We start from the raw sequence: 18630 nt of genomic DNA on the forward strand, positions 1-18630 counted from the left end.
CCTCGGGGGTACATTAATCTCGTGGAGGTGATTAAAGTTGGCAAAATTCAACCAACAAGCTAACAGAACATCAGCTGGAACTAACATCCAGGAAGTAAGACAACAAAATGCACAATCTCAAGCAGGTGCAGGTGCTGCAGGATCATTTGGAACTGAATTTGCGAGTGAAACAAATGCTCAAGAAGTAAGACAACAAAATGCTCAATCTGCTCGTGCTAATGCTGGTGCAGGTGCAGCAGGTGCAGCAGGTTCAGCTGGAGCATTTGGTACAGAATTCGGTAGCGAAACAAATGCTGCAGAGGTTAGAAAGCAAAACCAAGCTGCAGAAGCTCGTAAAAACCAGGGTTCTGGCCAATTTGGTCAAAGCTAAAATAAGTTAACACAGATGGAAGGCGCTCTCAATCGGAAGAGTGCCTTCTTCTTTTTGTCTTTTCTAACGTGAAGCTGGGAGACATGGTCTTCATCAGGTATCGTAAAAAAAGATCAAATAAGTCCCTTTTAGAAACATCTTCTCAAATTCGACAAATGTTCCATAAAGTTTACATAAATAGTCAAAGGATAAATGGATTTGTTCAAGAATATTTATAAAGTACAAAATATAAGGCGGTGATGGGTTGGATCAATTTAACCGATTAGTTTCCGAACAAATGATCACAATGGAAAAATTATTATACCTTCAAGCCGAGCTGGAACGCTGTCTTGAGATTGAAGCAGAATTGCAAAATCTGCAAAATGAAACGGAGCTTGAGAGTATTCAGACTGATATTCAACAAATGAAAAAAGAATTAAAAGAGATTCAATTAATATTTGAAAAACAAACAGAAGAAGTCATCCAGTCCTATCAAGTAGCAAACTTAACCCCTTCAAGGTAGAGAAAAAAGGCTAAATATAAGAAAATACGTAAATTTTTCCTTAAGAGTCATTGAATTCAATGGCTCTTTTGTTTTAAAATCCTTGTTCAACCGTTATAATAATAAAAAAGAGGAATTGTACTTTGTTGCCATTTACCGGTTTTTAAAAATTTTTTCGAATAGGTTACAAAGCGTTCAGGAATGAAGGTAGGGGAGAATATGGGCGTACCCATCGAAGGAGAACCAGTACAAATACATAGCTATAAACACAATGGGCACATCCATCGGGTCTGGGAAGAAACAACCGTTTTAAAAGGATCACAAAATTTAGTCATTGGCGGAAATGATCGGACGATTGTAACAGAATCAGATGGAAGAACATGGATTACTAGGGAACCGGCTATTTGTTACTTTCATTCCCAATGCTGGTTCAATGTAATTGGAATGATTCGGGAAGACGGGATTTATTATTATTGTAACTTAAGTTCTCCGTTTATTTTTGACGGGGAAGCGCTGAAATATATTGATTATGATTTGGATATAAAGGTTTATCCTGATATGACATTCAATTTATTAGATGAAGATGAATATGAGCGCCATCGCCGCGAGATGAAATACCCTGAAGTAATCGACCAAATACTGAAGAAAAACGTAGATAAGCTCATTCGCTGGATTCGTCAGCGAAAAGGCCCTTTTGCGCCAGACTTCATCGATATTTGGTACGAGCGTTATTTAACATATCGTCGCTAGATAAAAAATGCTTTTTAGACCTGTTGAAACAATCATCAACAGGTTTTTATTTGGATGGAAAAGCATATGTAGAACAGGGGAGAATTCTTTGAATAGTATACGCAGGTACCTACAGTTTGTTAAGCCATACAGGGTTCAAATCCTCGGAACCATTATGATTGGGGTTATAAAATTCGGAATCCCGTTAATCATCCCAATGCTGATTAAATACGTGGTCGATGATATTATTAACAATCACTCATTAGCCGATGAGGCGAAAATTCATAAGTTAATGATCATGCTAGGAGCAATGATTGTTATTTTCGTCATCCTTAGGCCGCCGATTGAATATTATCGGCAATACTTTGCACAATGGACTTCAAGTAAAATTCTCTATGATATCCGCGATCAGCTATATACCCATATTCAGAAATTGAGCTTTAGATATTATGCGAACACAAGAGCCGGTGAAATTATATCTCGTGTGATAAATGATGTCGAGCAAACGAAAACCTTCGTCATTTCCGGTCTAATGAATCTATGGTTGGATATTGCAACCATTATCATTGCTATTATTATTATGTTTTCTATGAATGTGAAGCTGACGATTGTATCTATCCTGCTATTCCCGCTTTACGCTATTTCTGTAAGATACTTTTTTGGAAATCTGCGCAAATTTACCAGAATTCGTTCGCAGGCTCTTGCTGAGGTCCAAAGCTATTTACATGAACGGGTCCAAGGGATGCCTGTTATTAAGAGCTTTGCGATTGAGGACTACGAGCAGACACAATTTGATAAGCAGAACAAGAACTTTTTAGAAAAAGCATTACAGCACACAAGCTGGAATGCGAAGGCGTTCTCTGCAGTTAATACAATTACGGACATTGCACCCTTAATTGTCATTGGTTATTCTGCCTATTTGGTCATCCATCATGATCTTTCTTTAGGGACAATGGTCGCCTTTTTCGCTTATATCGACAAGTTATATAATCCATTAAGAAGACTGGTTAACTCTTCAACAACCATTACTCAATCATTCGCATCGATGGACCGTGTGTTTGAATTTATGGATGAAAAATATGATATTGTCGATGCACCGAATGCCATTGACTGTACAACCGTTAATGGAGATCTTTCATTTGTAAAAGTTAATTTTTCGTATGGAGAAGCAGAAGAGCGAGTATTAAAGAATATTTCCTTAGATGTTAAAAAGGGGGAGACCATTGCCTTAGTTGGGATGAGCGGCGGTGGAAAATCAACCTTCGTAAGCTTAATCCCTAGGTTTTATGATGTAACAGAAGGAAGAATCATACTAGATGGGGTTGATATCCGTCACTTTAAAGTTCAATCCTTACGAGACAAAATTGGAGTGGTTTTTCAAGACAATATTCTTTTTAGTGAATCGGTGAAAGAAAATATTTTGTTAGGAAAACCAGATGCTTCAGAAGAAGAGGTCATTCAAGCGGCGAAAGCGGCAAATGCTCATGAATTTATATTAAATCTTACAGAGGGGTATAACACTCGGGTAGGGGAAAGGGGTGTAAAGCTTTCCGGCGGCCAGAAGCAACGAATTGCGATTGCCCGCGTATTCTTAAAGAATCCGCCTATCTTGATTTTGGATGAAGCTACATCAGCCCTTGATCTGGAAAGTGAACATCTTATTCAAGAATCCCTTGAGGAGCTTGCAAAGGACAGGACAACCTTTATTGTTGCTCACCGATTATCAACGATTACCCATGCCAATCGGATTGTTCTCATCGAACACGGTGAAATTGTCGAAATAGGAAGCCATGAAGAATTAATGGCGAAACAAGGGAATTATTATAAATTATTTCAGGTACAACAGCTGGATCAAAAGGAAAAAAACGAGGCCAAGTAAAGAGCAAAGGGTTCTGTTTTTGTGATACGGTTCAGGTTTTCTTGGATTTCTGAGATAAGATGTCTTGTTCTTAATTGAGTTAACCAGGAAAAGTAAAATAAGCGGAGGTTTTCCGGTTAAATGTAGAATGAAGCTCATTTCAGGGTAAATAAGGGAGGATTTTCCGATTATGCAAAGAAAAATCCCCCAATTTTGCATTTCTTGAGTCAATAGGCGAAATTTCTCCGTTTATTTAAGCCCTTTTTAATAAACATTACTAAATAAGCGAATTTTTTCCTTCTATTTATCAGCGTGGGTGCTTAACCTGTTTCCCCAACAGATTAGTGCGGACTCTCTTAATTCTAGATGCGGGAATCAGCAGCTAAATATCAATAAAATTGGTACCGATAAATAAATAAAGAGACGTATGCCAGTTCATACGTCTTTTCTTGTGTCATTTAATAAGTATGCACCCGAAAACGGAACCCTTTAGCAAAGAGGGTCTTCGGTTTTTTATACCTGGCTTTTTTCTTCAATGGGAACATCGTTATCATGATAGGAATAGAAGCTTGAGATTAACGTGTCAAGATGTTCAAGTTGTTCTCCGTAGTCAATAATAAAGGCAGTGATTTGCATGATATGGTAAAGATGCGGATTATCTGGATCCGTGTATTCCCTTTGGTGGGCGATAAAAAGATCGTATAGCTCTTTTTTATTTAAAAAATCATTTCCTCCAGAACCGGTTGCAGGTTCCGGTACTTTCCCAATAAACCGAAGCATGAGTTGTTCATGGTGGTAAATAAGGTTATCCAGCTGCTCTTGAATCGCCTGTTGAAAATGTTCCGGCAGCAGGAGGATTTCATTTTCAAAGCGATGAAGTTTTCTTAAAGTATCGACTCCTTTTTTTGCCGTAAAAATCATTTGCCGGTAAACCACCAGCTTGCGTGATTTTTCCAAGTTTTTTTTCTTGAAATAATTATGTTCTTCCTTGTACATCCCATAAAACTGTTCCATTTTAATGAGACTATCTTTGAGCTTTTCAATCTCTTCTTTCAGAAGATGATGTTCAAAGTCATGCCGAGTGCTTAAGCGAATCCACCGGATTAATTCCTCGGTGGTGCTTGATATTTTAAAATAAAGCTTACTTTCATACTTTGGCGGCATAAATACTAAATTGACGATAAAGGCTGAAAATACCCCAATCATGATGGTAGAGAACCGGATAGCTGCAAACGGAATGAAATTCCCGCCAGTGGTTTCCATAATCGATACCAATGTGACGAGGGAAAGACCGATGGTATTTTCGAGTTTCAGCTTAAGATTGATACTTATGGCAATTATGGCTGCTAATCCAATGACAGTAAAATGATTTCCTAATGTGAGAACGAAAAATACCGCGAGTAATGCCCCAATGATATTTCCTTGTATTTGTTCAATAATCGTTAAATACGAACGATAAATGGTTGGCTGAATCGCAAAGATGGCAGAGATGCCGGCAAATACCGGTGATGGCGAATGCAGCAACTGACCAAGATAAAGGGACAAAATGATTGCTATTCCCGTTTTTAAAATGCGGGCGCCTAACTTCATAAAAGAATGAATTCCTTTCAAAAAATTGTCTAATACTAGTTTGTTCAATGTGAAACAATAAATGACTATACATGGATTAAAACATATAATCAAGAGAAATAATATGAATTTTATGTTATATTTTTCTACAAAAAAAACGTCCGCTGTATGATGCGGACGTTTTTTGTATCATTCTGTTGAAACAGATGGATCTGCTTGCTCTTTAACCGGAACAATTTGCACGAAATGGTCTTCGGGATTAGCTAGAAGGGATTGAAGCTGTTTTGCTTCTTCAACCTGGCCATCATTCTCAAGTAAGCTGATGTATTGGCCTAAAAGTTCATTCACATCATTTTTTCCATTTTCATTTAATGGGTTAACAGAAACTTTAGCCCCTTTGGCAATTCTTCTTTGAATCGCCTCTTTTGTTAATCCCATTTCAGGCTGAAGGCGTGTATAGACTACACCACCAGTCATACCAGCGCAAATCCATGGACCTGGGTCTCCCAAAACAAGACCACGGCCATTTGTCATATATTCAAAGGCAAATCCCTTAATGTTTGCATTGGAGCCAATATTGCCATTTTCCTGCACAGGAATTTGTTTTTTTACTGAACCGCCGATGATTAAATCAGCTCCTGACAGACGAATTCCAGCACGGGCATCAGCATTACCCTGTGCAATTAAAAGTCCTTTTTGGGCACCATACCCAAAGCCTTTTCCAACTGAGCCATTGTAATAACGGCCATTCTTGCCCTTCGATTTCAGGATTTGAATATTACCTCCGAAGGATGTCTTACCAACACCATCTTGACCGCCGCCATTAACGGTTATTACGATGCCTTCGCTGTTATATGCCCCTAAGCCATTTCCTGGAATGGAACCTTCGCGATACTTCAACTGTACAGGTTTTAACTGTTTGTATGAACCATCAAGTCTGCCTCTAACACGGTGGCAGGAAACACGGCTTCCTAAAACCCTTTGCTCTGATGTAACACTTTCAAACTCACGGGAACTATGCAATTGATCAATGCTTGCATCAAGATATTCTGCCCCAACGGCTACCTGCATTTGTGCTTCAGCAATTGTTTTTGATACCTCTGTCTTCGTAAATTGGCTGATTTCAAGTGTTTTTAGCAAATAAGAAAGGTCTAAGTTTTGGTGTCCGCTTGTTTGTACTAATAAATCTGAGCGGCCGACTGCTTCCTGCAGATCACGAATTCCAAGGGAGGCCGCAAGTACCTTTAATTCCTGACCGAAAGCAGTGAAAAGATTCATGATTCCTTGTACGGCTAAATCAAATTGACGTGGAACAAAACGTCTTAGTCCATGTTCCTTTGCTTGAACCTCTGATTCAATTTGAGTTGCAATTCCAACATGACAAGTATCCAAATGGCAACCGCGGCAAGTAGTACAGCCGATTGACAGCATGGCTAATGTTCCAAAGCCAACACGATTTGCCCCTAGAAGCATGATTTTGATTACATCCATTGCACTTTTCATACCGCCATCTGCCCAAATTTCAACTTTATGGCGGAGTCCGCTTTCCAATAGGGCGTTATGTGCTGCTTTTACGCCAATTTCTACTGGTAAGCCAACATGCTGTAGGGCATGAATTCTTGCGGCACCTGTGCCACCGTCAAAACCACTTAATGTAATAATATCTGCGCCGGCTTTTGCAATTCCAACTGCAATTGTACCGATATTTGGAACAACAGGAACTTTAACAGCAATTTTCGCCTGATCGTTTGCTGTTTTTAATTCTAGAATCATTTGCGCCAAATCCTCAATCGAATAAATATCATGGTTGTTTGATGGCGAAATCAAATCAGAGCCTAATGTTGCATTACGTGCAGCAGCAACCTTTGCTGTTACCTTTGAGCCAGGTAAATGTCCGCCTTCACCAGGTTTTGCACCCTGACCAATTTTAATTTCTAACAGGTTCGAAGAGTTTAACAGTTCGGCATTTACTCCAAAACGACCGGAAGCGATTTGCTGTCCCCGTGTTTTTGGGTATTTACCAAGCATATCTTTAATTTCCCCGCCTTCACCATTTAAGCTCACCATATTTAAACGGTCAGCGCCTTCTGCATATGCTCTAAAGGCAATTTCATTCTGCGACCCGAATGACATGGATGAAATTAAAAACGGTAAATCATGATCGCCTACACGAATATCCACTTCATCTGGTGAAATTGGATGATTCGATGCTTTTAAGCCAGCCAAGTGGCGAATAGTCGTTGGATTTTCCAACTCCTGCTCTGAAATTTTATCGCGGTACACATTGTAATCACCGGTTGCGGCTACTTCACCGATTGCTTTCCAAATCCGCGGGAAGAGGTGGAAGGTCTTTCCGACTCTTTCCTTTTCATTCTGGTAATCTTCAGCCCTAGAATATGCCTCCAGTTTCATTGCCTCGAAACCAAATTCCAGTTCCTTTGAACCAAAGAAGTTTACAATATTTAAAACTTTTGCGATATCTTCGTGAAGACCGATACTTGAGAACAATCTTCCATAACCACGCAACTCATGAATCCCAATGGTTGAAATTACTTTTTCCAGCCCTTTTGTTAATGCACTGTACAAATTGGTCAATGGCTTAGTCGATTCGTCGAGAACAGTCATAAACATGTAGTAAGGACTAATTAAATCAGCGCCTAAACCTAAAACAGTGATAATATCGTGCAAGGAACGGATAGCAGCAGAACGTAAAACTAAAGAGCAATCTCTTCTTAGTTCAGCTTTTACCAATGCCTGATCAATTGCTGCAGTAACTAAATGTGGATCAATCCAATAGAAATCTTCTTGATGTGCTTTGGCATCATCGAGAACAAGTAATGTTTTTCCCAATTGAACAGCCTGAACCGCTTCAGAGGCAAGTCTTTCAAGTGCCAAGTTGATTTCTTCATCTTTACGGAAGGTTGTAGAGATAAACGAAGCTAGTTTTTGTTCATTAAAATATTGAATCACTTGGTCAAAGCTTGGCTGTCCGATTTCTTCAGAACAATTAAAACCCGCTTTTCCTTCTACTAGGACAGGAGTGATTAGTTCTAGAACGGTATTCGTTTCCGCTTTTACGAAAAGAGAAGGGCGTTTGCCAATTACCACACGTGTTGAAAAATGTTCTGTTTCACGATCTCGGTCAATCGCAGGATTTGTAACAACTGCTACACTTTCTTTAAAGTAATCAGCGATATTTTTTCGTTCAGGGTTTAAAGCTGCTAGTGGTGCATCATGACCTAATGAACGGATTGGCTCGACCCCTTTTTCCGCCATTTGTTCGATTAATTGGATATGGTCACGTTCCCATCCGAAAGCCTTATATTGTCCATTATGGATTTTATCCGGATAATTCATGGTTACCGTTTTATTTAAGCTAGGTGCTTGTAATCGATTCCGTGAACTTGAAATCGTTAACCGCTTAGAGATTCGATCATAGACTTCATTTTGGAAACGATTTTGCTCATAAACATCCAATTGATCTCCATGCCATTTAAAGCCAACCTTTTCACCTGGTGCAAGTGGTTTTGGATCATTTACATATTCGCTTGAAGGAATAATCCCTGGTTCTGAGGAGAACAGATAGGATGTTTCCGTTTCAAGCATCCAAAGCGGTCTGAGTCCAAGTGCATCCACACTAAATACAGCTTCATCGCCATATCTTGAGATGATTCCAGCAGGGCCTTGTGCGTAATGCCCCCAAGCTTCGCGAAGGTACGTATATAAATCCTGCAGTTTTTCCGGATAGGCTTTGATTTCATTAATTATTGGCGGGAATAGGAGATCCATGGCTTCAAATAAAGAATATCCATCCCTTGAGATTAAGGTTTCCATTGTCCGGCTTAAATCTTGTGAGTCACTGCCGTCCTTTACCAGCGGAATCCCAATCATTCTTGCTTCGTCCCGAAGCTTAGCAATTGTATTGATTTCTCCATTATGTCCAAGTACACTAAATGGCTGGACTCTGAAGAAGCTGGAAAGGGTATTTGTTGAGTAACGATTGTGCCCCAAAGTGATAGTTGAAGCAGCAAGCGGGTTCGCCAGATCCTGATAATAACGCGGGAGAATATCACCTGCCCCCATTACTTTGTAAACTACATGGCTCTGACTAAGTGATGCAACATGGATTTGATCGTTGTTTTCAAAGTCAACCAATGCCTCAAAGAGGACCTTTGTTAATTCTTGGCCGCTTTTTTTAGAAAGACATGCAAATTGCCAGAAAATAGGGTTTTCCTGGATGGCAATGGGTCCAAGTGCAGAAGAGTCTGTAACTTCTGTTGTTTCGAAAATCATTTCTAATTCATATTTTGCAAGTTTTTGAAGCAATTCATTTTTAGTAGAATTCCAGTTTGCTTTTTGACTGATAAAAACATGCCCAACAGCAAACTCCTCTTTTTCAGCGAGCTTGGGGTCAATTCCGGCATTTTGTAATTTCTCTTTCCAAAGGGCAACAGGGATATCCATATGAATACCAACGCCATCGCCTTCGCCGTTAATAAAGCCAGCCCGGTGATTCATTGTTACGAGAGCATTAATGCAATCGAAGATATTTTTTCTTGTCGGAATCTTGCTTTTTTCAAGGCAGGCAACAATACCACATGAATCGTGTTCATGTTTGTGGAAATCTTTAAAAATGGAAGGATTATATTTTTGTGTCATCGTGGTCGGGCTTCAAAAGGGTGTCCTCTAAAGCCGATTCACCTCCTATGAAATTTCTATATTCGTGAAAAGTATTTGTGGTTTACCACTGTACTGAGGTATTAACAAAAAGGGAAAATTAATAATCTTATAGTATCATATGAATTTTCAGAAATCAAATAAATATACAGAAAATTGTATATCAAAATTAGATTAGAATCATATCGAAATGAGATGGTAATATGTAGTTGTAAACGTTTTCATGGGGATCCAAAGGAAAAGGGAGTGGAAAATACTCCCTTTCGGTGCATAAAAAATGTATAATTATTCATCGTGAAGTGAGGAAAATGCATGATGAACCGCGTGTAACGTTGCTTCAACATCTTCTTCTGTATGAGAAATGGTTAAGAACCATGCTTCATATTTAGAAGGTGCTAAATTAATTCCTTGGTTAAGCATTAGCTTGAAAAACTTGGCAAATGTTTCGCCATCGGTATTTTCCGCCTGCTCGTAGTTTTCAACTTTTTCTGTTGTAAAATAAACGGTTAAAGCCCCTTTTAATCGATTGATCGTGATTGAAACTCGGTGTTCCTTCGCTGCCGCTAAAATTCCATCTTCGAGTTTCGCTCCTAGTCTGTCTAAATAATCATAGATTCCTTCTTGTTTCAACACTTCTAGGCATGCGATTCCGGATAGCATTGAAGCGGGATTTCCTGCCATTGTTCCAGCTTGATAGGCAGGGCCGAGCGGTGCCACTTTCTCCATAATTTCTTTACGTCCGCCATAGGCTCCGATTGGCAGACCTCCGCCGATAATTTTTCCAAGTGCAGTCAAATCAGGCTGGATCCCTAAGAGGTCTTGTGCACCGCCATACATGAAACGAAACGCCGTGATGACTTCATCATAGATGACAAGAGCACCTGCTGCATGCGTTAACTCATTAACCTGCTGTAAGAAGCCAGGTTTTGGTTCAACAATCCCGAAGTTACCGACAATCGGTTCTACTAGTACTGCTGCAATTTGGTCGCCCCATTTTTCTAATGCTTCTTTAAGTGGCTCAATCTCATTAAATGGAACAGTTATGACTTCTTGAGCGATACTTTTTGGCACTCCGGCTGAATCAGGTGTTCCTAGAGTGGAAGGTCCGGAACCCGCTGCAACAAGGACTAAATCCGAGTGGCCGTGATAACAGCCGGCAAATTTAATAATTTTATCTCGTCCTGTGTAGGCACGCGCTACACGAATGGTTGTCATAACCGCTTCTGTTCCGGAATTGACAAAGCGGACTTTATCTATTGATGGTATGGCTTCCTTTAGCATTCTTGCAAGCTTTACCTCATGGAGTGTAGGAGTACCGTAAAGTACGCCTGTTTCAGCTGCACGTTTGATTGCTTCCGTAATATGTGGGTGTGCATGACCTGTGATAATGGGGCCGTATGCTGCCAAATAATCGATATACTGGTTGCCATCGACATCCCAAAAATAAGCGCCTTGACCCCGTTCCATAACCACTGGGGCACCGCCACCTACAGCTTTGTAGGAACGGGACGGGCTGTTTACACCGCCAACAATGTGTTCAAGGGCTTCACTATGTATTCGTTCTGAATTAGTAAATTGCATAATTTTTCCTCCTGAAATTCGATTCTTTCTTATTTTATCACTTATTTTAGTGTTTTCCTGATGTTTTTTTGATCATTATATTGGCGGATTTGTGATTAAAATGAAATAGCATTGGGGGTTCGGTTGCCAATAGGGGTCTGTGCAGCCGAAAGAAGGTTTCTTTTCCCTTTTTCGGGTGTAACCAGCTCAAAGGGGCAATAAAACCAATTGGGAGTCTAAACGACTGAAGCCACAAACCATAAAGTCTGGGGATCAAGCTGGTTCCCTTTATAAAATCAATCCTAAAATCAAGCAGAACGGTTGTTTTACTGCTGTGATTTGGCTAAACTAACACATTAGGGAAAGTTTCAGGAGGAAGATCGATGGAAAATGCAATAGAAGTTAAAAAGTTACGAAAAGAGTTTAAAGCGTATTCAAGCCGAACGGGGTTAAAAGGTGCCTTCCGAGATCTTTTTACCCGTAATTATAAAGTGGTTCCTGCAGTCAATGATATCCACTTCACCGTAAAACAAGGAGAAATGGTTGGATATATTGGTGAAAATGGAGCAGGAAAATCGACAACCATTAAAATGCTGACAGGGATTTTAACGCCAACGTCCGGCCAAATCACCGTCAATGGAATGAACCCGCATAAGGAGCGGGAGAAATTTGTTCAAACAATTGGCGTTGTTTTTGGCCAGCGCTCTCAGCTTTGGTGGGATATCGCTGTTCAAGAATCCTTTCGTCTTTTGAAAAAAGTCTACAAAGTATCGGACGAAGATTACGACAATCACATGGGGCACGTAATTAAAACATTGGATATTGAACCGCTTTTAGATAAACCAGTACGGAAATTATCGCTTGGCCAAAGAATGAGATGTGAACTCGCCGCAGCACTCATTCACAATCCGCCATTATTGTTTTTAGATGAGCCGACGATTGGGCTTGATGTACTGGTTAAATTAAAAATCCGGGAATTTTTAAAGGAAATAAATGAGAAATACAATACAACCATCCTTTTAACGACACACGACTTGTCAGATATTGAAGCACTGTGTGAACGGGTGATTATGCTCGATGAGGGGAAAATCATTTATGACGGTGCTCTTAGAAATCTAAAAGAAAAATGGGGGGAACGTAAGGAATTGCAATTTCAATTTCTTGAAAAGATTGAGATTGCGAAACTTAAAGAAGTAACCGGGGGACTACCCGTTAAATGGGAGTTAGATGAAAAGGAAGCCATCTATATTGCCAATATTGAGGATACCGAGGAATTGATTTCCCTGCTGATTGCTAGAGTGGTCAGTGCATTTAAAATTAAGGATATTAAAATTAATGAAATCTCAACTGAGGAAATTATCCGTAATATTTATGAAAAAGGTACGGTGGAAGTAGAAGGGGGCAATTAATCTTGGATAAATATCTTGAAATGATCCGCATCCGTTTTTTAATGATGCTTGCCTACCGGACTAATTATTATACGGGAATTGTGATTTACAGTATTAATATTGGTGCCTATTATTTTTTATGGTCTGCTATTTATGGGTCGAAGGAGCATATTGAAGGTCTTTCCGTTGTGCAAATGACTACCTATGTTGCCGTTTCATGGATGGCCCGTGCCTTTTACTTTAATAATCTGGATCGGGAAATGGCGCTAGAAATTATGGAAGGAAAAGTGGCCATTGAATTAATTCGTCCCTACAGCTATCTTGGCATGAAAACGATGCAGGGATTGGGCGAAGGGATTTTTCGGCTTTTCTTTTTCTCGGTTCCAGGATTAATCATTGTTTCGTTTATTTTTCCAATTAAATTCACTTGGGACCCGGGGATTTGGGGGTTATTTGCGTTATCTACGATTTTAAGTTTTTTGATTAATACACAACTGAATTTACTAACAGGAATTACTACCTTCTTCTTATATAATAATGCTGGATTGATTCGGGCTAAACGAGTGGTTATTGATTTATTTTCTGGTCTCCTCCTTCCCATCAGTTTTTTCCCTGGATGGGCGCAGGGAGTCATGAAATATCTTCCTTTTCAGGGGATTAGCTATATACCAAGTATGATTTTTACTGGAGGTTTTTCCCATTCTCAAGCAATGGAGGCCATCTTTCAACAGTTCCTCTGGGTAGTGATTTTAATTATCCCTATTCAGTTCCTGTGGTCTGTGGCAAAAAAACAGCTAATCATACAAGGGGGGTAAGCAAGTGTTTTACACATCCATGCTTTTTCAATATATTTCTCAATATTTAAAGACAAGATTTCAATATCGTGGGGATTTATTTGTAGAATTTTTCTCGGATTTATTATCTCAAGCGATCAATCTAATCTTTATATTAGTGGTATTTGGTCATACGAATTTATTAAACGGCTGGAATCGAGATGAAATTATTTTTATTTATGGCTTTTTCCTTGTTCCGTATGCTGTTTTTTCAGCCTTCTTTAATATCTGGGATTTTAACGAACGCTATATTGTGAAAGGGGAGCTAGACCGGATTTTAACGAGACCGATTCACAGTCTTTTTCAAATTATCCTTGAGCGGATCGAACTCGAATCGTTATTAGGTGCTATTACCGGTCTTGCTGTTATGTTTTACTCGGGGGCTAAACTCGGTCTTGAGGTGAAATGGTATGATCCCTTCTTGTTCCTGATTTTTGTCGTTGGCGGTGCCCTCGTGTATGGTGGAGTCTTTATCATGATCGCCTGCATTAGTTTTTGGGCAGATGCAAGAACTTCACTTATGCCGATGATGTACAATATTAGTAATTATGGCCGTTATCCTGTTGATATTTACAATAAAGTTATTCGTTTTGTGTTAACTTGGGTGCTTCCATTTGCCTTTGTGGGAGTGTATCCGGCGGCGTATTTCCTTGGAAAAAAGGAATGGTTCGTTTATGCCTTTTTAACCCCAGTCATCGGTGTAATCTTTTTTGCCTTGTCCATCGTGCTTTGGAATCAAGGAGTAAAGAAATATCGGGGAGCAGGGAATTAAATACATATGGAGAAAACCAGGCAAAATGTCTGGTTTTTGATATTTTATGGGCCAAGCCTGCATAGAAATAGTGTAACGGATGTTTCTGTAGAGGTGGTTTAACATGATCTATTTCTTGCTTCCGATTGTGGTGTTTTGTATTTTTATGAGTTTAAAAACTCTCTTTGTTCCCAATACAGTAAAAGGGAAATTTGTTTCGGTAGAAAATTTCTTATACCTAGGGTGCATTTATTTAACAGTTATCATCGGTTATGGTTTGATTTATGTGCTTTTCGAACTAAAGGGTATACCACTACTTAAAGAAATCAATCATGAACACGGGAATAATATATTTGAGTCCAGTTTTTACTTTAGTGCGATGATGCTGTTCTCAGTTGGAAACGGGGACATTATTCCTTTGGGGCTTGGCAGAATTATTGCGGTAACGGAAGCGTTAATCGGCTATACCCTTCCTGCGGCATTTGTGGCAAGAGCGATGCTTAATCGAGAGAAGTGATTATCGTTTGCATTGTTTCCTATGTTTGGATAGTCTATCAATATAGACGAATGAATTGAGGTGTTTTTAATGACTGTAGAATTGGGTGTAACTGCGCCGGATTTTGAGTTGGAGGCAAGTAATGGTGAAAAAGTAAAGTTATCAGATTTCCGCGGAACCAATGTTGTTGTTTATTTTTATCCAAAAGATATGACCCCGGGATGTACGACAGAAGCTTGTGATTTTCGTGATCGGATTCAAGACTTTACAGATGTAGATGCTGTTATATTAGGAATCAGTCCAGACCCAATTGATAAGCATCAAAAATTTATCGAGAAATACGGACTGCCGTTTTTACTTCTTGCGGATACAGCGCATACAGTCGCGGAAAGCTTTGATGTTTGGAAGCTAAAGAAGAACTTTGGAAAAGAGTATATGGGGATTGAACGTTCAACATTCATCATTGATAAACAAGGAAAATTGGTGAAGGAGTGGCGAAAGGTGCAAGTAAAAGGTCATGTTGACGCAGCGTTAACCTACATACGGGAAAATCTTAAATAATTTTATTTCAATTTCAAGCCTATTTTCTTCAGTAAAGGCATTTGTCCAATGCAATAATACAGGGATTGAATATCATTTTATTAGGGCATACCTCCTCAGATAAAAATTTCGGGTCCATAGTGGCCCCTTTTTTTATGCCCTTCTATTCAATCATGATTGCAAGCTTTATAATATGTTTATAGAAGTATTCATGACGAATTGTTTTTTTTTGATATTACATCATACATATAAAACAGGATTAAAAGGGGGTACAAGGAATGAAAATTTATACAAAAACAGGGGACAAAGGAACTACCTCGTTAATTTACGGTCAAAGAGTGGCTAAAAACGATCTGCGCGTCGAAGCTTATGGAACTTGTGATGAAACCAATTCAATGATTGGGCTTGCATTAAGCTATTTAAACAAGGAAATTTTTCAAGGGAAAGAAATAATTGAAAAAGCGTATCATAAAATACAAACAAATCTTTTTCATGTCGGTGCAGAATTAGCTACACCAAAAGGAAAGGAAGTAAAATGGTCCCTTTCAACTGCTGATATTGAAGAGATGGAAAAACAAATTGACGAATGGAATGAAGTTCTCCCACCATTAACCAATTTTATTTTACCTGGGGGACATCCCGCAGGGGCTGCCTTTCATGTGGCCAGAACCACGGCAAGACGTGCTGAAAGATGTGCTGTAACGCTTGGGGAAGATGTGAATCCGCTTGTTTTTGCCTACTTGAATCGTCTTTCGGATCTGTTGTTTGTAACAGCGAGGTATGTGAACCATCAGCTCGGACAAAAAGAGCAAACCTTGCATTCTTGATCAAATGTGGACCTATTTGTGAGGTAACAATATTGACAAAAGTATAAAAAAGTTAGTAAACTAATTATAACAATTATAATCTAATAATATTTTTTAAGAAAAGAGGTGCATGGCGATGAATCAGCTAAAAGAAGCGTTGGATACCTTGAAGGAAACTGGGGTAAGAATCACTCCGCAACGTCATGCGATACTTGAATATTTAATAAACTCGATGTCACATCCTACTGCAGACGATATTTATAAAGCTTTAGAAGGGAAATTCCCTAACATGAGCGTGGCGACGGTTTACAATAATTTACGAGTATTTCGTGAGGTTGGTCTTGTCAACGAATTAACATATGGTGATGCCTCTAGTCGTTTTGATTTTATAACCACACAGCATTACCATGTTATTTGTGAAAGTTGTGGTAAAATTGTCGATTTCCACTATCCAGGCCTAGATGAAGTGGAACATTTAGCTTCACATGTAACAGGCTTTAAAGTAGATAATCACCGTATGGAAATTTACGGAACCTGCCCGGATTGTTCCAGTAAAGAAGTTCATTAATAAATGCAAAAGAACTAATTCAATGGAATTGGTTCTTTTTTGTTGTGTAAAAGGGTGTCCCTTTTACACGGACACCCTTGATTATTTTCTTGATTTTCTATTATAGGATTCGTCGAATTCTTTTCCTTCGAGGTTTTGGTCGAGGGTAAGAGGTTCACGGCAATACATGCACATATCCACCCGGCCTAGCATTTTTGTAGGTTTGCCGCAGCTGGGACATTTTACTTGAATGGTTTTTGTTGATAACATTCCAATCCAAAAATAAACAACCGTGCTTGCTATAATAAAAAGAAGACCAAAAAGCATAAAGATGGTCATAATAAGTGGTGAAGTTCGAAAATAAATTCCTCCGTACATAACAATGAATCCAATAAAGATTAAAGCTAGAGCAAAGGTTCTTATTTTATTTATTTTACTTGAATATTTAGCCATATTACCCCTCCTAATGAAACTATACCATATTTATGAAAATAGAAAAATTACTACGGGAAAGAAATGTCGAAATTTGTCTCAATTTTAAGAAGGAGTTTTCGTGTTATTGTCGAAAATATTATGCTACCTGAAGAAAATGGAGGAATTAAGAATGGAAGATATCCTTCGGCCGATTTATCAAGAAAGAGCTAGCCAAGCCAATACTCTTGGAGTTTTGATGGTGGAGAAAAAACAAAAATCAAGCCATACAACCGACTCGTTTGACGATATTCTTTTGATTATTGTAAAAAAGGCAGAAAAGCCGTTACTTATAAAGCATTATACTTATCAAGACAAAAAAGCGGCCATGCATATAATAGTTGAGGATTTATTGAAGGAATGGATCTTACTTGGTTCGAATCGGAAGATATTTGAATGGATTGATGATGCTAGAATTTTATTTGATCGTAATGAATATGTAGTAAATCTAAAGAAAGAGCTTCGGGAATTTCCCTTTTACGGAAGAAAAATTAAAATGGGAATGGAATTTGCCAAATTAATTCGGCGGTATGTGGATGGAAAAGCGTTATTTGAAAATCATCTATATTTAGATGCCTATAACTATGTTGTTCACTCTTTGCACCATTTAGCAAGATTAGCCATTATTGAAAATGGACTCCATCCGGAATTAACGGTTTGGCACCAGGTAAAGCAAATTGAACCGGAAATCTTTAAACTTTATGAGGAACTTGTCAATAGTGAAGAAACGCTTGAAAAGAGATTGGAATTACTCTTCCTTGCTAGTGAGTTTATGATTCATTCTAGAACCAAGATTGGTTCTACTCATTTATTAGATATTCTTAGTGAGAAGGAATTTTGGTCATTTAATGAAATCATGAATGAAAAAGAATTAATCCCTTATTCTGTTGATATGGCTGTACTTCTTGAATATTTGATTGATAAACATTTAGTAGAAGTAGTGAACGTAGAGACAAAAGGGGCAGGGATTTTTCACAGATGTTATCGAGTTAATAAAAAATGATCGTAAAAAAACAAAAAACATATTGACCTTTTTCTAGATACTTGGTATATTAATAACCGTCGCTGCGAAATGATTGCTTAAAACTTTTCGTGGGTGACGGTTTTTAAAAAAAGTGTTGACATTAAGTGACACGCTGTGATATATTATTAAAGTCGCTTGTGAGCGGTGATTGAGAAATATTGATCTTTGAAAACTAAACAAACAAAAACGTCAACAAACAATAATATTCATTTATTTTGAAATGAAGCCAACGTAACATTCGAGCTAAATCAACTTTCTTGGAGAGTTTGATCCTGGCTCAGGACGAACGCTGGCGGCGTGCCTAATACATGCAAGTCGAGCGAATCAATAGGAGCTTGCTCCTGTTGATTAGCGGCGGACGGGTGAGTAACACGTGGGCAACCTGCCTGTAAGACTGGGATAACTTCGGGAAACCGGAGCTAATACCGGATAATCCTTTTCCTCTCATGAGGAAAAGCTGAAAGTCGGTTTCGGCTGACACTTACAGATGGGCCCGCGGCGCATTAGCTAGTTGGTGAGGTAACGGCTCA

General features: G+C 38.9%; 16 protein-coding genes and 1 rRNA gene. 13 read left to right on the forward strand and 4 right to left on the reverse strand.

Annotation, left to right across the window (positions count from 1 at the left end; all coding sequences use genetic code 11):
* Positions 1–37 precede the first annotated feature (37 nt).
* The 4 genes from M028_RS0108385 (at position 38) to M028_RS0108400 (ending at position 3459) form a co-directional block, all read left to right on the forward strand.
* Positions 38–370 carry a gamma-type small acid-soluble spore protein gene (locus M028_RS0108385; protein WP_026573515.1) on the forward strand — a complete coding sequence of 111 codons (333 nt, stop codon included), beginning with the start codon at positions 38–40 and terminating at the stop codon, positions 368–370.
* Between the two features lie 244 nt (positions 371–614).
* Positions 615–872 (forward strand): YgaB family protein, encoded by a 258-nt coding sequence (locus tag M028_RS0108390; RefSeq protein ID WP_026573516.1) that lies wholly within the window; start codon positions 615–617, stop codon positions 870–872.
* Positions 873–1070: 198 nt separating this feature from the next.
* On the forward strand, positions 1071–1601 hold the full coding sequence (gene ntdP, locus M028_RS0108395; protein WP_026573517.1) for a nucleoside tri-diphosphate phosphatase: 531 nt from the start codon (positions 1071–1073) through the stop codon (positions 1599–1601).
* An 88-nt stretch (positions 1602–1689) separates the two neighbouring features.
* Positions 1690–3459, forward strand: a complete 1770-nt coding sequence (locus M028_RS0108400; protein ID WP_026573518.1) for an ABC transporter ATP-binding protein — start codon at positions 1690–1692, stop codon at positions 3457–3459.
* Positions 3460–3951: 492 nt separating this feature from the next.
* Here the strand turns inward: M028_RS0108400 and M028_RS0108405 are convergent, their stop codons facing one another.
* From M028_RS0108405 to M028_RS0108415, 3 genes are all read right to left on the reverse strand, one after another.
* Complete coding sequence (locus M028_RS0108405; protein ID WP_026573519.1) at positions 3952–5028, reverse strand: FUSC family protein; 1077 nt, start codon at positions 5026–5028, stop codon at positions 3952–3954.
* 168 nt (positions 5029–5196) lie between these two features.
* The gene (locus M028_RS0108410) at positions 5197–9666 is read right to left on the reverse strand and encodes a glutamate synthase-related protein (protein WP_026573520.1); all 4470 of its coding nucleotides are present in this window, start codon (positions 9664–9666) and stop codon (positions 5197–5199) included.
* Between the two features lie 303 nt (positions 9667–9969).
* Positions 9970–11265, reverse strand: a complete 1296-nt coding sequence (locus tag M028_RS0108415) for a glutamate-1-semialdehyde 2,1-aminomutase (RefSeq protein ID WP_026573521.1) — start codon at positions 11263–11265, stop codon at positions 9970–9972.
* 362 nt (positions 11266–11627) lie between these two features.
* On the opposite strand from M028_RS0108415, the gene M028_RS0108420 reads away from it, so the two are divergent.
* The 7 genes from M028_RS0108420 (at position 11628) to perR (ending at position 16626) form a co-directional block, all read left to right on the forward strand.
* A complete protein-coding gene (locus tag M028_RS0108420) occupies positions 11628–12653 on the forward strand; it encodes an ABC transporter ATP-binding protein (protein WP_026573522.1) in 1026 nt (341 codons plus the stop codon).
* A 2-nt stretch (positions 12654–12655) separates the two neighbouring features.
* Positions 12656–13447 carry an ABC transporter permease gene (locus tag M028_RS0108425; RefSeq protein ID WP_026573523.1) on the forward strand — a complete coding sequence of 264 codons (792 nt, stop codon included), beginning with the start codon at positions 12656–12658 and terminating at the stop codon, positions 13445–13447.
* Between the two features lie 4 nt (positions 13448–13451).
* Positions 13452–14237 (forward strand): ABC transporter permease, encoded by a 786-nt coding sequence (locus tag M028_RS0108430; protein ID WP_026573524.1) that lies wholly within the window; start codon positions 13452–13454, stop codon positions 14235–14237.
* 103 nt (positions 14238–14340) lie between these two features.
* Entirely contained in the window at positions 14341–14733 is a 393-nt protein-coding gene (locus M028_RS0108435) for an ion channel (protein ID WP_026573525.1), read from the forward strand.
* A 69-nt stretch (positions 14734–14802) separates the two neighbouring features.
* Complete coding sequence (gene bcp / locus M028_RS0108440) at positions 14803–15273, forward strand: thioredoxin-dependent thiol peroxidase (RefSeq protein ID WP_026573526.1); 471 nt, start codon at positions 14803–14805, stop codon at positions 15271–15273.
* 257 nt (positions 15274–15530) lie between these two features.
* On the forward strand, positions 15531–16079 hold the full coding sequence (locus M028_RS0108445; RefSeq protein ID WP_026573527.1) for a cob(I)yrinic acid a,c-diamide adenosyltransferase: 549 nt from the start codon (positions 15531–15533) through the stop codon (positions 16077–16079).
* A gap of 109 nt (positions 16080–16188) precedes the next feature.
* Complete coding sequence (gene perR, locus M028_RS0108450) at positions 16189–16626, forward strand: peroxide-responsive transcriptional repressor PerR (protein ID WP_026573528.1); 438 nt, start codon at positions 16189–16191, stop codon at positions 16624–16626.
* A gap of 81 nt (positions 16627–16707) precedes the next feature.
* Here the strand turns inward: perR and M028_RS0108455 are convergent, their stop codons facing one another.
* Positions 16708–17058, reverse strand: a complete 351-nt coding sequence (locus M028_RS0108455; RefSeq protein WP_026573529.1) for a YgzB family protein — start codon at positions 17056–17058, stop codon at positions 16708–16710.
* Positions 17059–17209: 151 nt separating this feature from the next.
* Here M028_RS0108455 and M028_RS0108460 point away from each other — a divergent pair, with 151 nt between their 5' ends.
* Together M028_RS0108460 and M028_RS0108465 are read left to right on the forward strand one after the other, a co-directional pair.
* Positions 17210–18079: a nucleotidyltransferase-like protein gene (locus tag M028_RS0108460; protein ID WP_026573530.1), complete on the forward strand. Its 870-nt coding sequence runs from the start codon at positions 17210–17212 to the stop codon at positions 18077–18079.
* A 275-nt stretch (positions 18080–18354) separates the two neighbouring features.
* Positions 18355–18630, forward strand: a 16S ribosomal RNA gene (locus M028_RS0108465); the annotation flags it as partial.

Origin of the sequence: Bacillus sp. UNC438CL73TsuS30, from assembly GCF_000482325.1 — a bacterium.
In the GTDB taxonomy this organism is placed as follows: Bacteria; Bacillota; Bacilli; order Bacillales; family Cytobacillaceae; genus Neobacillus.

Bases quoted from the DNA above. Each gene is read 5' to 3' on its own strand.
- ntdP (WP_026573517.1), top strand. From the start codon at position 1,071: ATGGGCGTACCCATCGAAGGAGAACCAGTACAAATACATAGCTATAAA.
- M028_RS0108405 (WP_026573519.1), bottom strand. From the start codon at position 5,028: ATGAAGTTAGGCGCCCGCATTTTAAAAACGGGAATAGCAATCATTTTG.
- M028_RS0108410 (WP_026573520.1), bottom strand. From the start codon at position 9,666: ATGACACAAAAATATAATCCTTCCATTTTTAAAGATTTCCACAAACAT.
- M028_RS0108415 (WP_026573521.1), bottom strand. From the start codon at position 11,265: ATGCAATTTACTAATTCAGAACGAATACATAGTGAAGCCCTTGAACAC.
- M028_RS0108420 (WP_026573522.1), top strand. From the start codon at position 11,628: ATGGAAAATGCAATAGAAGTTAAAAAGTTACGAAAAGAGTTTAAAGCG.
- M028_RS0108435 (WP_026573525.1), top strand. From the start codon at position 14,341: ATGATCTATTTCTTGCTTCCGATTGTGGTGTTTTGTATTTTTATGAGT.
- bcp (WP_026573526.1), top strand. From the start codon at position 14,803: ATGACTGTAGAATTGGGTGTAACTGCGCCGGATTTTGAGTTGGAGGCA.
- M028_RS0108445 (WP_026573527.1), top strand. From the start codon at position 15,531: ATGAAAATTTATACAAAAACAGGGGACAAAGGAACTACCTCGTTAATT.
- perR (WP_026573528.1), top strand. From the start codon at position 16,189: ATGGCGATGAATCAGCTAAAAGAAGCGTTGGATACCTTGAAGGAAACT.
- M028_RS0108455 (WP_026573529.1), bottom strand. From the start codon at position 17,058: ATGGCTAAATATTCAAGTAAAATAAATAAAATAAGAACCTTTGCTCTA.
- M028_RS0108460 (WP_026573530.1), top strand. From the start codon at position 17,210: ATGGAAGATATCCTTCGGCCGATTTATCAAGAAAGAGCTAGCCAAGCC.